The sequence below is a fragment of the Streptomyces sp. NPDC006544 genome (assembly GCF_040611715.1).
Classification (GTDB): domain Bacteria; phylum Actinomycetota; class Actinomycetes; order Streptomycetales; family Streptomycetaceae; genus Streptomyces.
On sequence record NZ_JBEXOV010000034.1, the window covers coordinates 57,034 to 72,253 of the forward strand.

The following is a 15,220-nucleotide window of genomic DNA, read 5'->3' on the forward strand; positions in this document are numbered from 1 at the left end:
GTCAACACCGATGCCGGCGAGCGCCTGGACGCATCCGGCGCATCCGGCCCAAGGGCTGTTTGCGAGGACGGCCGCCCCGGGTAGCACAGACCGTGACGCCTTCGACCCCTCGACCCGTGGGCACTTCGACCGAGCCCGATGCGATGCCGTGAACACCGAACTGATCGTTGCGTCCATGTCCGGAGTCGTAGCTCTGGCGAGCCTCGCCTACAGTGCCCGGGTCAATCGAATGAGTTCCCTCCTCAGCGACGACTTGGAACGGCAGTCGGCCGAGCGTCGTCGGATGCAGGAGCGGCGGGACGTCATGAGCCGGTATCGCGACCCGCTGCTCTGGGCTGCTTTCGATTTTCAGTCGCGCCTCTTCAACATCGCCGGTCAAGGCTTCCTGAGAGTGCACTTCGTACAACCTCATGACCGTCTCTACGCGGTGCGCAGCACTCTGCACGTGCTCGCCGAGTACCTCGGCTGGGTCGAGATTCTCCGGCGCCGCATCTATTTCCTCGATCTCGGAAACCACGAGGCCAACCGGCGTGTCGTGGCGCTGTTCACGCGTATCGGAAACGTCCTGAGCGACGACGCCCATCCGGACACGCACTTCCAGGTGTTCCGCAGTGATCAGAGGGCCATCGGAGAACTGGTCGTCATCGAGGGCGAAGAAGCCGATCGTTGCATGGGATACGCGGAGTTCTGCGCCCGCCTGGAATCAGACCAGGAGTTCGCCGCGTGGTTCTCCCGTCTGTCCGACGGCATCGTGGAGCTGGCTTCACTTCCGGGACGGCATCCACGCTTGGTGGACCTGCAAGTGGCCCTCATGGACCTGATCGACTTTCTCGACCCGGACCGAGAACGCTTCCCCGCGAAACGCCGATTCCGGCTGCAGCACGTCGGACTCACGGGTGAATGAGCTGAGCGGCGTCGCGGTCCCGCCCTTCGGCCGGCGAAGGAGCGGGGCCGCCAGGGAAAGGACGAGCGGTGATCCCGGGTGCGCCGTACCCGGGCAGAGGGCGGCCTGGCTGCCGCCGTCGGCCCCGGGCGCAGTAGTCGCTGTTCATGCCGGTGAGGACCGCGACCTCCTCCAGCCGCAGCCCCGCCACCCGGCGGGTGCCGTAGGAGGCCAGCCCGACGTCGTCAGGGCGCAGGCGGGCGCGGTGGGCACGCAGGGAGTCTCCGAGATCGTTGCTGATCACCCTCCGAGGTGAGGCCGCGCCCCTCGCGCGTGCCCGGGTGCACCGTACCCGGGGAGCACTCGACCCGGACCCTGCGGCGCCCCTCACGGGACCCCCCTCTTCACATACTCTTTATTTAGGTTAGCCTAACCTTCATGATTCACGCTGACCTTGCTGCTGCCGCGGCCTACACCACCCCTCCCCTGTGGAGGGTCCTGACCAAGTCCGGCTACTTCGTCGGACTTTGCGGGGCCATCGGCTCCACCGTCACCTATGTGGCGGCGGTGCGCCCGGCGCTCCGGGCGCCGCAGACGGAGGAGGCGGACGCGGTGGTGCTGCGGCGGCGTACCGCGTCCTACCTGGCATGGGCCGGGGTCGTGCTGCTGGTGGCGGGCTATTTCCAGCTGGCCGCCCGCGTGGCCCGGGCGGGCAAGGGCATGCCCTTCGGTGACGCGCTCGCCCCGGGGCGCATCGCGGACTTCCTGCGCGCGCCCGCGGCCAAGGACGCCTGGGTGGCGCAGGGCACGCTCTGCACCGTCCAGAACGTGGCCCTCGTCATGGCGTCCCTGGCGCTGGTTTCCCTCTTCGTCGGAGCGGTCCGCCGCCACGTGGACGCCATCGCCCTGACCGCGCTGCCGCTGTCGATCGCGGTCACCCTCGTCGGCGCGATACCGGCCACCACCCCTGACGTGGACCGTGCGACCAGCCTCCTCTTCGGGCAGGCCCACATCATCAGTGGCACCGTCTGGCTCGGCGGACTGGCGGTCCTGGTCGGCCTCGCCGGTGCCCGCCGTCAGCTGGGCGAGAACGCCGGCCTGCTCTGGGCGGACATCTGGAGGCGCTTCAGCCTCGTCGCCCTCATCTGTGTCGCCGCGGTCATGATCTCCGGCCTCTGGATGTCCTGGAAGCACGTGGGCAGCATCGGACAGCTGTGGACGACGACCTACGGCCTCTTCCTCCTGGTCAAGATCCTCCTGGTGCTCGGCATGGTCGTAGCCGGAGCCGTCAACCAGTTCTGGCTGATGCCGCGCATCACCCTCGCCCGCCAGGCCGACGAGAAGGCCTCGCTCCTGCACCTGACGCTGCGCCACTTCCCGAGGGTCGTCTGGGCGGAGATCGCGCTGGGGGTCGGTGTGCTGGGCATCGTCCCCTTCCTCTCGGGTTCGGCACGACAGCCCGGCAGCGCCGCGCCCGTGGCGACGGGAAGCGTCCTCGCCGTCGGTGCGGCCCTGGGCCTCACCCTCATCGCCTCGCTCTACATCACCGCCAAGGCCTCCGACGCCCTCGCCCGACGTCAAGCTCCGGCAACTCCCTGACCCCACACACGGCATCCCGCCCCGGGCCGGGTTCCGGCCGGGGCGGGATGCCGCGCTCTGCGGGAGCCCCTTGCCCGAGACGGCCCACTGCCTGGCCCTGGTGGGGGACAATGTCGAGCCGGGCAGCGACATCGTGCAGGCGGACTGCCCGGACCTGGCAGCCTACGCAGCACCGGCGCGCGGATCAGGGCCTCAGGAGTCCGCCCACCCACCAGTCGTGCGGTTCGCCATCGTTGGCGATGCTGCGATTGCGCAGGGTCCCTTCGACGGTGAAACCGAGTTTCTCGGCGACCGCACGCGAGCCGGTGTTCCCGGCCATGGCCCACCACTCGATGCGGTGGACGTCGAGGGTGCCCCAGCCCCAGTCGCAGAGGGCCCGAGCGGCCTCCACCGAGTATCCGCGTCCCCGCTGTTGCCTGACCGCCCAGTAACCGAGCTCCCAGACGCCGCGGCTGACGAGGGTCAGGCAGTACGAGCCGACCAGCGCGCCGGTGTCCCTGCGGAAAGCGCCGAGGGTGTAGTCCCTGTCCTCGGCCCACTGAGCGGGCAACTCGTCGCCGACGAACTTCTCCGCGTCCGCACGCCGATACGGCACCGGCACAGGCGTATAGAACTGAATGTCCTCGTCCTGGCAGGCCTCGTACACCGCATCCACGTCGGCAGGTGTGAAGGCCCGCAGCACCAGACGGTCGGTTACAAGCGTCACTGGATCCATCGCGGCAGTATGACCACCACCGACAAGCGGCGACCATCGAATATCCCGACCGGGCACCGTTCGCTGAGTACGACCCGCGTCAGCAGCCCTGACGTCCCCACGACGAACTGTCGAACTCCTCAGGGCGCCGCAAAAGGGCTTTCTCGAGGGCGTCATACGTGAGGGGGACGAGGACTACGGGCGGCGGGTGGGCGGGGACGCCGGGTGCGACCCCGCAGGGGTGAGGTGCGTGGGGTTCAGTACCGGCCAGATGTCCGGATTTAGCGTGGTACGCGCGGGGGATGAAGATCGGCTCTTCCGGGGGATTCGCGCGGTACCGCCCACCCAACAAAGTGGGGGTACCAGCGAATTGACCGGAAGGACGGCATCACCCCATGCCACGCCTCGCCCCCGTGCTCGCCACCGTCGGGCTCATCGCCACCGCCCTGCCCGCTCTCGTGGCGCCCCCGGCCGCCGCCGCGCAAGTCCCCGAGTACCTGCGCCAGAAACCCGCCTGGCACCGGTGCAGTCCCGACAGGCCGGCGTCGTTCGAGTGCGCGACCCTCAAGGTGCCGCTCGACTACCAGCGCCCTGCGGGACGCACCCTCGACATCGCCCTGTCCCGAATGAAGAGCGAGAACCCCGCCAAGCGGCGCGGGGTCCTGCTCTTCAACCCGGGAGGCCCCGCAACCTCAGGGCTCCTCCGGCCGTTGCGGCTGGACACGGAGATGCCCAAGGACGTACGGGACCGCTACGACCTCATCGGGTTCGATCCACGAGGGGTCGAGCAGAGCAGCCCGGTCGGCTGTGGTGACGTGAGCCCCGAGGACAAGGGCGTGGGCGGGGCCTACCGTCCCGAGACCTTCGCCTCGGACGTGGCATGGGCCCACCGCATCGCCGACAAGTGCCGCGAGGCGTCCGGCGACGTGCTTCCCTACATCACCACCCGCAACACCGCACGCGACATGGACGTGATCCGCACGGCCCTGGGCGAACGGACGATCTCCTACCTGGGCTACTCGTACGGGACCTATCTGGGAGCGGTGTACTCCCAGATGTTCCCGCAGCGCACCGACCGCTTCGTCCTGGACAGCGGCATCGACCCGCAGCGTGCCTGGCGGGGCATGCTGCAGGTCTGGGGTACCGGAGCCGAACCCGCCTTCGAGCGGTGGACGCGGTGGGCGGCGGAGCGTTCGGACACCTACGGGCTCGGCGCCACGCCCGAGGCGGTCTCCGCCACGTTCTGGGCGCTGGTGGCCCGGGCCGACAAGGACCCGATCATCCATTTCGGGACAAGGGTCACGGGAGACGATCTGCGGGCCGATCCCTCGCTCTTCTTCTCGCCCGAGGGTGCCTCGGCAGTGATCAGGGCCCTGAAGGCCTCGGCCGAGTTGCCGCGGCCCGGGCAGCCGGCACCCCCTGCGCCCGGATTCCCAGCGCCCGGAGCACCCGCGCCCGGAGCACCCACGCCTGGAGTGCCCGCCCCCGGAGCGCCCATACCCGGCATGCCCGTGCCGCGCGCCGACGCACCGCAGGACCGGACTGCGGCCACGGACAGCCCGGTCCCCGTCCCCTCGGGCAACGCAACCGCCGTGTACTGGGCGGTGCTGTGCGGGGACACGGACAACTGGCCGCGAGACCCCGGGCAGTACGCCCGGGACGCGGCCCGGGACAAGGCGGCGCACCCGCTGTACGGGGACTTCGCGTCGAACATCAAACCGTGCGCCTTCTGGCCGCGGCCGCTCGAACCCGCCACACCCATGAAGACCCGGGCCGACGTACTGACCGTACAGAACGAGTGGGACCCGTTGACCCCGCTCGCCAGCGGTCAGGGCCTACACAAGGCACTCAAGGGCTCCCGGATGGTGCTGGCCCGCGGGGGCGAGGGCCACGGCGTGTACCTCTCCTCGCCCGCGTCCTGCGCCGACGCGACCGTCAACGCCTATCTCTCCACGGGTCAGTTGCCCGCCGAGGACGTGAGCTGCGAGAACCCTCCGGGAGGTGGCGCCGTGCCCTCCTCCGGTGAACCGCGGCTGTCGCGCGGGTGAGTTCGGGGCGCGCCCGGACCGACCCCCGCCGCGCCACGTCCGGCGGGGGTCGCGCCCCCCACCCGGCACGACGGAGCGTCACCAGTCCGTCCGTTCCGCAGGATCGCGGCCGCGGTCCCGACGCCCGCCCCCGTCAGGCGGCGCCGGGTGACAGGCGCCGCAGCAGCTCCAGCCGTTCGCGGGTCTCCTGGTCCATCGGCACGTACGTCACCAGCCGTGGGCCCGCCGACGGGCCCAGCCACAGATTGGTGTGCTCCACGTGCAGCAGCCCCACCCTCGCGTTGCGGAGGTACTTCGTCTTCCCGGCCGGTCCGACCACCTCGTGCCGTGCCCACAGCTCGCGGAACTCCGGCGAGTGGGTCTCCAGCCGTGACAGCAGTGCCTTCCACCCCGGCTCCGCCAGGTGCTGCGCCATCGAGGCCCGGAACTTCGCCGCGAGCGTCCGGTTCATCTCCGCCAGATCCACCACGGCCGCTCGCCACTCGGCGTTCGTGAAAGCCAGCCACATGCAGTTGCGGTCCTCCCGCGGCAGCGCGTCCAGGTCGCACAGCAGCCGACCGTACGTCTCGTTGTACGCGAGGATGTCGTAGCGACTGTTCTGGACGCAGGCCGGCACGGGACCCATCTGGTCCAGCACGGCCTGCAGGGCCGGGGTGACCGTCGGGCACGCCGTGTGCGGTGCCGGGTCGGGCATGGCGGCCAGCGCGAACAGGTGGGTCCGCTCGCTGGGATCGAGCAGCAGGGCCCGGGCCAGGGCGTCCAGGACCTGCTGGGACACCTGGATGTCCCGCGCCTGCTCCAGCCAGGTGTACCAGGTGACCCCGACCGCCGAGAGCTGCGCGACCTCCTCGCGGCGCAGTCCCGGGGTGCGCCGGCGGGCGCCGCGAGGCAGCCCGACCTGCTCCGGCGTGATCCGCTCGCGGCGGCTGCGCAGGAAACCGGCCAGCTCGTGCCGGCGTACGTCGCCCTCCGGCGCCTCAGTGGTCATGGCACCAGGATGCCGGACCGCCCATCCCGTTGCCAGGTAGTACTGGTACCAGGATGAAGAGACTCTGGTACCAGGCTGAGCGCCGGGGGACCGTATCCTGCATGAGCGAAACAAGGGTCCGCCGAAACCGCCACTCCCCGGCCGCCGCAGGGCCGCCCGCCGCCACCGCACCGCCGGCCGGGCCCGCCGCGATGGGGTCGCTCGGCCTGTTCACGGTACTGCTGGGCGCCGCCCTGCCCCTGATCGACTTCTTCATCGTCAACGTCGCGCTGCCCGCCGTCGACGCGGACCTGGCCGCCGGCCCCGCCTTGCTGGAGCTGGTGGTCGCCGGGTACGGGGTGACCTACGCGGTGCTCCTGGTCCTCGGCGGCCGGCTCGGCGACACGGCCGGCCGGCGCCGCCTCTTCCTGATCGGCATGGCCGCCTTCGGTCTCACCTCGCTCGCCTGCGGACTGGCCCCCACCGCCTGGACGTTGGTCGGGGCCCGGGTGGCGCAGGGAGCCGCGGCCGCGCTGATGCTGCCGCAGGTGCTCGCCACCATTCAGGCCACCACCCGCGGCCCGCGCCGGGCCCGCGCCATGAGCCTGTACGGGGCCACAGCCGGGCTGTCCATGGTCGCCGGGCAGATCCTGGGCGGCGTCCTCGTCGCCGCGGACGTGGCCGGTACGGGCTGGCGCGCCGTGTTCCTGGTGAACGTGCCGGTGGTGGCCCTGGGGCTGCTGCTGACCGTCCGGGCCGTGCCGGACACCCGCTCGGAGCGCCCGGCCCGACTCGACATACCCGGGACCCTGCTGCTCGCCCTCACGCTGGTGTCCCTGCTGCTGCCGCTGACCGAGGGGCGGGCCGCGGGCTGGCCCATGTGGACCTGGGTCTCGCTCGCCGTGTTCCCCTTCGCCGCGGTCGCGTTCTACCTGACCGAGCGCCGCGAGGACCGGCTGGGGCGCACCCCGCTGGTGCCGCCGAGCCTGCTGCGACTGGACTCCCTGCGCCGCGGCCTGGTGATGATGGTGCCGTTCTCGATCGGCTTCAGCGGATTCATGTTCGTGATCGCGGTGGTCCTCCAGCAGGGGCTGCACATGGGCCCTGTCCGGGCCGGGCTGGCGCTGGTGCCGATGGCGGTGGCCTTCTTCGCCGCCTCGCTCGCCGGTCCGCGGCTGGTCGGGCGTTTCGGCAGCCGGGTGGTCACGGCGGGCGGCGTGCTCCAGGCCGCGGGCATCCTCCTGCTGCTGTCGGCCGTCCGCCGCGACTGGCCGGCCCTCGACCTCGCCGCGATCGCACCGGGCGTCGCGCTGGCCGGCCTCGGACAGGGGCTGCAACTCCCCGTCCTGATGAGGATGATGCTCTCGGACGTGCCCGCAGACCGGGCCGGCGTCGGCGGGGGAGTCATGGTGACCACGCAGCAGTCCGCGCTCGCCCTGGGTGTCGCCACGCTCGGCAGCCTGTTCCTCGCGCTGAGCCCCACCACGGGGGTGCGGGACGCGCTCGAGGTCACCCTGCTCGTCCAGTTGGGCCTGATCTTCCTGACCGTCCTGCTGAGCCTGCGGCTTCCGCGCGTACTGCGGTGACGCCCGCCCGCACACCGGGGGTCGCACCGTACCCCCGCGTCCGGTAGCGGACCGCCCGGGCGGCGGCCGCGCGGCCCCTGCCGGTGACGGCGGGTCGACGCGGGCCGACGCGGCAGCTCGACGCGAGGGGGCGCCGGTGGTTCCCGGTCAGCGGCGGCCGGTGGACAGGACGACGAGGAACTGGCCGCCGCCCGCCTCGATGTCGGCGGTCACCGGCAGTCCCGGTACCAGCCGGGAGAACCGGTCCACCAGCCAGTCCGCCGCTTCCTGGGCGTCCTGCTTGGTCGAACAGCGGCCCACCATCTCGCGGCCGCCCTTGCGCTCCAGCCGCGCGGCAACGGTGATCAGCGGCGCGGGTTCGGCCACGTAGGGGCGGTCCGGCCACGCGATGACCACCTTGACCGCGCCCTTGCGGCTGTTGCACCCGCGGTGCGCGAGCCGCTCGGCGACCTTGGCCTTGCGGTCGGTGGTCCTGCTGTCCACGCTGGGCCCCTGGGCATCGTTCACCGACTTGTCGGGGTCGACCGGTTCGTCGCACACCCAGCAGCGCCAGCCGTCGCGTTCGGCCACATCATCGAGGAGACTCATCCGAGCAAACTAGCCTGCCCAGCCGCCACCCCGTGCACCAGGGCCGCTGCGATGCCCCCGCTCGGGTGAGCCGTGGTCCACGCGAGAGCGCCTTCCCGGCCGCAGGTCCACCGGACGTCCCCCGTGCGCGCCCCGAGGCGCACGCCGCCTCCCCCGCGCCGCGTGGAAGGACACCTCGCCACATCCGCGGAAGCAGCCGGTGAACGGGCTCCGCACACAAGCGTGTTCGCGAATGCACCGTGAAGTGATGTGAATGTGTGGGTGGTTCGGAGAGTGTGGCCATTCCGTGGGGCCGACGGGGAGGTCTCTTTAAGAAAGCTTGTTGAATAACGCTGACGCGTGGGGCGGCCTTGAATCAACTCCGGTAATCGGTCAGGGTTTCGAAGGTCACCCCGGAGATCTTTCGGCTCCGGAGGGGCTGCGCAGCACGCTTTGACGCCCCACACGTCAACACGAGGAGCACTCTCTCCATGTCAACTCACAAGCACGCACGCACCCGTTCCCGCGGCATCCGGATCCTTGCGGTAGCCACGGGAGTCGCCACTGCAACCGGTGTCTGCATGCTGTTGTCCCCCCTCGCCGGCGCGAGCACCCCGGCCGAGGGAACGGTGTACGGGCTGGGCGCACCCGGCGCGCTCAGCGGCAGTTACATCGTCATACTCGACAAGGACGCGGACCAGCAGGCGCTCGCCAAGAAGTACGGCGGCGAGCTGAAGCGCACCTACACGTCCGCGGTCAACGGCTTCTCCGCAGCCGGTCTTTCGGAGACCGCCGCGAAGCGCCTCGCCGCAGACCCGGCCGTGGGCAAGGTCGTCCAGAACAAGAAGTTCTCCATCAACAGCACCCAGGACAACCCCCCGTCGTGGGGCCTCGACCGCATCGACCAGACGGAGACGGCCGGGGACAAGAAGTACACGTACCCCGACGCGGGAGGTGAGGGTGTCACGGCCTACGTCATCGACACCGGCGTCCGGATCACCCACAAGGACTTCGGCGGACGCGCCGCGCACGGCTTCGACGCCGTCGACAACGACGCGACCGCCGACGACGGCAACGGACACGGTACGCACGTCGCCGGGACCATCGCGGGCACCTCCCACGGGGTGGCCAAGAAGTCCAAGATCGTCGCCGTCCGGGTGCTCGACGACAACGGGTCGGGCACCACCGAGCAGGTGGTGGCGGGCATCGACTGGGTGACGCAGCATCACAGCGGGCCGTCGGTGGCCAACATGAGCCTCGGTGGCGGCGCCGACGAGGCACTCGACGAGGCGGTGCGCCGGTCGATAGCCGCGGGTGTCACCTTCGCCGTCGCGGCGGGCAACGAGTCCTCCGACGCCGGGCAGGGCTCTCCCTCCCGCGTCCCCGAGGCCATCACGGTGGCCTCCAGTACGGCCGACGACTCCCAGTCGTCGTTCTCCAACTTCGGCTCGATCGTGGACCTCTACGCACCGGGCTCGGACATCACCTCTGACTGGAACGACAGTGACAGCGGTACCAAGACCATCTCCGGTACATCGATGGCGACCCCGCACGTGGTGGGAGCCGCCGCCCTCTATCTGGCCGGCCACAAGGACGCCTCGCCCTCACAGGTCGCGCAGGCACTGACCGCGGGAGCGATCCCGGGGAAGATCACGAACCCGACCAGCGGCACGCCGAACAAGCTGCTGAAGGTGTCCGCGCAGTAGGCGCGACCGGCCGGTGACGCGCCGAGGCCGCCGCACCCCGTTCAGGGTGCGGCGGCCTCGGTGAAGCCCCAGGTCTTCAGGGCAGCCGCCCCACCGAGCACGGCGACATGGTCGACCGGGCCGGTGTCTTCGCCGCCCCGGACCTGAACCGCCGCCCGAGGCGTTCGGGGGCACCGGCGTGGCTCGCTTGATCCGCCGGGTCAGGAGACGCAGAGTCGGGACACGGCGTCATGCGGGCGCCCGCACCCTGCCCGCCAGGCACGCCGTGCACGCGCCCGTCCGGGAATCCCGGGCGGGTCCGACCCCCCGGGAGCGGTTGTGTCGATGATCGCCGACCTGGTCGTGATCGGCACGTCCATCACCCTCGGACCGCTCCACAACAGCGCCTTCATCCTGCTGCTCGCATCACGCCGCGGTGTGCGCAAGGGCCTCGCCTTCCTGCTGTCCTGGCTGGCCAACCTGGTCGTGGTGGTCGCCTGCGTGGTGCTGCTGACCGGCGGGACGCCGCCCGCCCACCACAGCACGCCGTCGACCGCGGCGGTCGCCGCCAAGCTGGCGATCGGCGTCGGCCTGATGCTGTTCGGCGGCTATCGGCGCCGCCGGCCGCCCCGGCCGCACAAGCCACCGCGCTGGAGGGGCCGCGTCGACGACGCCTCACTCGGCACTGCTGCCGCACTCGCCTGGCTGCTCCAGCCGTGGGCCCTGGTCGGTGCGGGCGCAGCCACGGTCGTCAACGCCGACCTCTCCTCGCTCTCCGACTGGTTCGCCCTCAGCGGCTACTGCCTGCTGGCCACCCTCAGCCTTCTGGTCATGGAGCTGTACACCGTATGGGCGCCGGACGCCGCCCAGGCTCGGCTGAACGCTCTGCTGACGTGGCTCGAGCGTCACCAGGACCAGCTGATCATCACCCTCTCGCTGCTGGCCGGACTCTGGCTCATGGGCACCAGCATCTACGCACTCGTCACCTGACGTTCCACCGGTGCGCACGGGCCGGCGGCCGCCGTACGGGCGGGCGGTCGTACGGGTCGGAGGGTCGCACGGGGCGGACCCCGGCCGGGGGAGACGGACGGTGCGGCGTCGTCGGCCGGAGCGGTCAACGCCCCTCGCCGTCTCTGGCGGCCGCCGACGGCCGGTCACGTGGGAGCAACGCGGCGGCCGTCAGCCCGCCCACGCCGATCACCGCCAGGGCCGCCATCGCCGTCGCGTACGCGCCCGTACTGAGACCCGCCACCAGGATCGTTCCCGCCACGGCCGTCCCGAGCGAGGAGCCGAGGTTGGAGACGCTGCGCGAGAGTCCCGAGATCTCACCCTGCCGGGATTCGGGGAAGCACGACTGGACCATGTTCACCGACGGAGTGAGCATCACCCCCAGGCCCAGTCCGATCAGCAGCAGCCCGGGAGCGAATGCCCAGGGGCCGGGTGTCCCGGCGACCAGGGTGATCAGTACGGCGATGCCGGTGATCGTCACCGCGAAGCCGGCCATGACGAGGGTGCGCTGGGCGTGCCGGCGGGCCAGCTTCTCCGCGGCCAGCGAGGTGGTGAGGATGCCGAGGGTGGCGGCGGTGAAGATCACGCCGGTCTGGATGGCGTCGTAGCCCCGTACGACCTGTAGGTAGGCGGCGATGGTGAACGAAACGCCCATCCCCCTGATCTTCGCTGGGAATTCCGGCTTTCAGGCCGGGCGGGGAAGCGGTCCTTGGCTGGGAGGCGCGATGCGCCGGAGTGTTCTGCGCCTGCGTGGTGACGGTCAGGTCTGCCGTTTCTGGTTCTCGATGTACTCCCTGACGATGGCGAGGGGTGCGCCGCCGCAGGACCCTGCGAAGTAGGAGGGTGCCCAGAAAACTGACCCCGTTCCGATGAGGTTGATTCGGTCGGTGTATTCCGCGCGCAGGTAGCGGGAGCTGACGCCCTTCAAGCTGTTGACCAGCTTGGAGACAGCGATCTTCGGCGGGTAGTGCACCAGAAGGTGGACGTGGTCGCCTTCCCCGTTGAACTCCCGTAGCTCTGCTCCGAAGCTGACGCACACGTCCCGCATGATCTCTTCGCAGCGCGTCAGCATGGCGTCATCGAAGATGCCGCGTCGCAACTTGGTGACGAACACCAAGTGGACGTGCAGGTTGTGGACGACGTGGTTTCCCCTGCGGATGTCGGGATCTGGTGCCCAGCGTGGTGACATGCGCCAAGGGTAGTATGATCGCGTTGACTCGTCGAAGGGGGGGTGGGCCGGATGATCCGTGCGTACAAGTTCCTCATGCGACCCACCATGGGTCAGGCGATCGCGCTCGGCGAGATGCTGCGCGATCACTGCTCGCTCTACAACGGCGCATTGCTGGAACGCCGCGACGCCTACCGTCACGCCTCGAGGACGAGCATCAGGTACGGGACGCAGTCCGCGCAGCTCAAGGACATCCGGGCCTTCGACCTTGAGCGTCACGGCCGGTGGTCGTTCTCCAGCCAGCAGGCCACCTTGCGCCGTCTCGACAAGGCGTTCGCCGCGTTCTTCCGCCGGGTCAAGTCCGGCGATACGCCGGGATACCCGCGCTTCCGTGGGGTGAACTGGTTCGACACCGTCGACTTCCCCAAGGACGGCGACGGCTGCCGGTGGGATTCCCTCCAACCGCGCGACCCGCGTCCGCTTCCAGGGCGTGGGACACGTCAAGGTCCACCAGCACCGGCCGGTGGCCGGCAAGGTCAAGACCGTGTCGCTCAAGCGGGAGGGCAAGCGCTGGTATGTGGTTTTGACCACCGACCAGCCCCAGCCCGAGCCGCTGCCCGCGACGGGCTCCGCCGTCGGGATCGACGTCGGGATCGCCAACTTCCTGGCCGACTCCAACGGTGAGTTCGTCCCCAACCCGCGCCACGGCCAGGTCAGCGCCCAAGCTCTGGCGAAGGCGCAGCGGGCACTCGCCGTCTTCCCCCGCGTCCGCCGCGACAAGCGGAGCAAGAAGCATCGCGCCGCCGTCGGGAAAGTCGCCGAGCTGCACGCAAAGGTACGGCGCCAGCGGCTCGACCACGCGCACAAGACCGCACTCCAGCTCGTCCGCGTCCACGACGCGATAGCGCACGAGAAGCTGTCGATCGCCAACATGGTGCGGGCCCCCAAGCCGAAGCCCGACCCCGACAACGCGGACAGCTTCCTGTCCAACGGGGCCGCCGCCAAGGCCGGACTGAACAAGTCGATCTACGATGCGGGTTGGGGGGTGTTCCTCGCGATCCTCACCAGCAAGGCTGAAAGCGCCGGCCGGAAAATCGTCGCGGTAGACCCCCGCAACACCTCGCGCGCATGTCCCCCATGCGGGCACACCGCGAAGGCAAACCGTCCCACACAGGAGAAATTCCACTGCGTCTCGTGCGGCCACACCGCGCACGCAGACACCGTGGGCGCGATCAACGTCTTGAACCGGGCCGGGCTGGTCCGCTGCAACGCCAACACGGCGTAACAGGAAACCCCGTCATTTATGGCGGGGAGGAGTCACGAGCATGAGCCACTGGGTGTTCTGGGTGATCAGGCCGAGGTTGGAGACGCGGTTGCGGAACAGGGCGGTCGACAGCAGGGCCTCCCGGCCCGCGCGTTCCCGACCCCGGACCCAGAGGAAGAAACCCGCCAGCACCAGCGCCCCGGCCAGCAGCAGGGCCAGCGCCAGCCAGCCGCTGTCGTCGACGGCCAGGATGCCGGTGACCAGCAGGACGAGACCGGCCGCCGACAGCACGGCCCCCACGGTGTCGAAGGGACGGGAGGGGTCGGGGGGCAGCGGGTCCTCGATCCCGCGGCTCAGCAGCACGATCACCACGACCACCAGTGCCTGGAAGACGAACGCCGCCCGCCAGCTGATCGCACTCGTGATCAGCCCACCGATCAGCGGGCCCGCGGCCGCACCGATCCCGCCCATCGCCATGATCACCCCGAACGCGCGCGCCCGGGCCGTCGTGCCGGTGAAGAGCAGGGTCGTCAGGATGTAGACGGGGGGAATCAGCAGCGCGGTGCCCACACCCTCGAGGATCGAGTTCCCGACGATCAGCACACCCAGCCCCGGCGCCACGGCGCTGAGCAACGCCCCTGCCCCGTACACCGTCAGGCCCGCCAGGAGGCAGCGCTTGCGGCCCCACTTGTCGGTGAGCTTCCCGCCCGGGATCATGAGCGCCGCCATCACCAGCAGGAAGATCGTGATCGCGATCTGCACGCCCTGCACCGTGGTGTCCAGGTCCTCGCTGATGTCGTTGATCATCACGTTCATGTTCGAACCCGCGAAGCTGCAGATGAACTGTGCCAACGCCAGCGGAGCCAGAATCCGCCGCGTGCCCGGCGCATGTCCCGTAGCCCCTGCATCAGCCGATCGCGTCATACCGCCGACCCATCCGTCCGCCCGAGGTCCGAGGTCCCGCGCCGGCACCCGAGGTCTCAGGGGCCGGTACGCGCAGCCACGACCGTTTCACGAGCGTCCACCGTCACGGCGTAGGCGCGCAGCACCTGGCCGGGCAGGGGCGGCTCGACCCGCTCGTGACGGTGGGCGGGCACTCGTGGGCGGTCACTAGTGCCGCGTCAGGCAACGTTCGCCCCGCCGCGACACCCGGCACGCACTCTCGCCGCACCGGCCGAAAGCCTGAGTACGTCCCGTACGAAGGCTTCCGGCCGGCACGCCGAGAGCACGCACCGGACGCCGCTCCTCAACGGGCAAACGTTGCCTGACGCGGCACTAGCTCCGCCCGTTTCCGGATCGGCCCGCCGTACGCCGGATGCGGATCGGGCCGCGGGCCTTCGTCGGCTCGACCGGGCGACCGCCCTGGGTGATTTCCACCTCGCCCCTCTCGACCAGCCTGCGGGCGGCGCGACGAGCCGGTTCCATCAGCGCACGCCAGCCGTCGCCGTCCCCGTCGTACACGGTCCGTGCGGCATCGGAGGGGCAGATCGTCGAGCTCGGGGCCCGACGCTCCAGCAGCTCGAGGATGGCCCGTTCCAAGCGCCGGTCCGTCTGCCGATCGCCCTCACGCGTCACCCCACCAGTGTCACACCGGTGCGATCGGTGCCCAAGAGCGGCGGCCGCGGCCTGGGCCGGCAGGGGTGGCACGGGGGACGTGGCGGCTGGCTTGGGGGACACCGCCCGTCGGCAAAAGTGTTACAGCCGGTGCGGGGAGCTGTTTCCGGACACTGTCCGATACCCGGTGTCCCACC

Annotated in this window: 12 protein-coding genes and 3 pseudogenes; 7 read left to right on the plus strand and 8 right to left on the minus strand. The window is 70.5% G+C overall.

Going from position 1 to position 15,220, the window contains the following annotated elements; all coding sequences use genetic code 11:
• Positions 1-148: 148 nt before the first annotated feature.
• Entirely contained in the window at positions 149-904 is a 756-nt protein-coding gene (locus ABZY44_RS18035) for a hypothetical protein (RefSeq protein WP_356654832.1), read from the plus strand.
• 133 nt (positions 905-1,037) lie between these two features.
• Here ABZY44_RS18035 and ABZY44_RS18040 read toward each other — a convergent pair.
• Positions 1,038-1,187: pseudogene (locus tag ABZY44_RS18040) on the minus strand (transcriptional regulator); the annotation flags it as partial.
• A gap of 134 nt (positions 1,188-1,321) precedes the next feature.
• Between ABZY44_RS18040 and ABZY44_RS18045 the strand changes: the two are divergent.
• A complete protein-coding gene (locus tag ABZY44_RS18045; RefSeq protein ID WP_356654834.1) occupies positions 1,322-2,482 on the plus strand; it encodes a CopD family protein in 1,161 nt (386 codons plus the stop codon).
• 184 nt (positions 2,483-2,666) lie between these two features.
• On the opposite strand, the gene ABZY44_RS18050 is transcribed toward ABZY44_RS18045, so the two are convergent.
• On the minus strand, positions 2,667-3,197 hold the full coding sequence (locus ABZY44_RS18050) for a GNAT family N-acetyltransferase (protein ID WP_356654836.1): 531 nt from the start codon (positions 3,195-3,197) through the stop codon (positions 2,667-2,669).
• Positions 3,198-3,571: 374 nt separating this feature from the next.
• On the opposite strand from ABZY44_RS18050, the gene ABZY44_RS18055 reads away from it, so the two are divergent.
• Positions 3,572-5,224, plus strand: a complete 1,653-nt coding sequence (locus tag ABZY44_RS18055) for an alpha/beta hydrolase (protein ID WP_356654838.1) — start codon at positions 3,572-3,574, stop codon at positions 5,222-5,224.
• 133 nt (positions 5,225-5,357) lie between these two features.
• Here ABZY44_RS18055 and ABZY44_RS18060 read toward each other — a convergent pair whose 3' ends face one another.
• Positions 5,358-6,212 (minus strand): helix-turn-helix transcriptional regulator, encoded by an 855-nt coding sequence (locus tag ABZY44_RS18060; RefSeq protein ID WP_356654840.1) that lies wholly within the window; start codon positions 6,210-6,212, stop codon positions 5,358-5,360.
• A 101-nt stretch (positions 6,213-6,313) separates the two neighbouring features.
• Between ABZY44_RS18060 and ABZY44_RS18065 the strand changes: the two genes are divergently transcribed.
• Positions 6,314-7,777: an MFS transporter gene (locus ABZY44_RS18065; RefSeq protein WP_356654842.1), complete on the plus strand. Its 1,464-nt coding sequence runs from the start codon at positions 6,314-6,316 to the stop codon at positions 7,775-7,777.
• A gap of 147 nt (positions 7,778-7,924) precedes the next feature.
• Here the strand turns inward: ABZY44_RS18065 and ABZY44_RS18070 are convergent, their stop codons facing one another.
• Positions 7,925-8,365 carry a hypothetical protein gene (locus ABZY44_RS18070; protein ID WP_356654844.1) on the minus strand — a complete coding sequence of 147 codons (441 nt, stop codon included), beginning with the start codon at positions 8,363-8,365 and terminating at the stop codon, positions 7,925-7,927.
• A 470-nt stretch (positions 8,366-8,835) separates the two neighbouring features.
• Here ABZY44_RS18070 and ABZY44_RS18075 point away from each other — a divergent pair, with 470 nt between their 5' ends.
• Both ABZY44_RS18075 and ABZY44_RS18080 read left to right on the plus strand, forming a co-directional pair.
• On the plus strand, positions 8,836-10,050 hold the full coding sequence (locus ABZY44_RS18075; RefSeq protein ID WP_356654846.1) for a S8 family serine peptidase: 1,215 nt from the start codon (positions 8,836-8,838) through the stop codon (positions 10,048-10,050).
• 324 nt (positions 10,051-10,374) lie between these two features.
• The gene (locus ABZY44_RS18080; protein WP_356654860.1) at positions 10,375-11,019 is read left to right on the plus strand and encodes a GAP family protein; all 645 of its coding nucleotides are present in this window, start codon (positions 10,375-10,377) and stop codon (positions 11,017-11,019) included.
• Positions 11,020-11,143: 124 nt separating this feature from the next.
• Here ABZY44_RS18080 and ABZY44_RS18085 read toward each other — a convergent pair whose 3' ends face one another.
• Both ABZY44_RS18085 and tnpA read right to left on the minus strand, forming a co-directional pair.
• Positions 11,144-11,692: an MFS transporter gene (locus ABZY44_RS18085; protein ID WP_356654848.1), complete on the minus strand. Its 549-nt coding sequence runs from the start codon at positions 11,690-11,692 to the stop codon at positions 11,144-11,146.
• Between the two features lie 105 nt (positions 11,693-11,797).
• Positions 11,798-12,226 carry an IS200/IS605 family transposase gene (tnpA, locus tag ABZY44_RS18090; RefSeq protein ID WP_356654850.1) on the minus strand — a complete coding sequence of 143 codons (429 nt, stop codon included), beginning with the start codon at positions 12,224-12,226 and terminating at the stop codon, positions 11,798-11,800.
• 51 nt (positions 12,227-12,277) lie between these two features.
• Here tnpA and ABZY44_RS18095 point away from each other — a divergent pair.
• Positions 12,278-13,490 (plus strand): annotated as a pseudogene (locus tag ABZY44_RS18095) (transposase).
• A gap of 33 nt (positions 13,491-13,523) precedes the next feature.
• On the opposite strand, the pseudogene ABZY44_RS18100 reads toward ABZY44_RS18095, so the two are convergent.
• Both ABZY44_RS18100 and ABZY44_RS18105 read right to left on the minus strand, forming a co-directional pair.
• Positions 13,524-14,393 (minus strand): annotated as a pseudogene (locus ABZY44_RS18100) (MFS transporter); the annotation flags it as partial.
• Between the two features lie 351 nt (positions 14,394-14,744).
• Complete coding sequence (locus ABZY44_RS18105; RefSeq protein ID WP_356654852.1) at positions 14,745-15,044, minus strand: DUF3253 domain-containing protein; 300 nt, start codon at positions 15,042-15,044, stop codon at positions 14,745-14,747.
• Positions 15,045-15,220 lie beyond the last annotated feature (176 nt).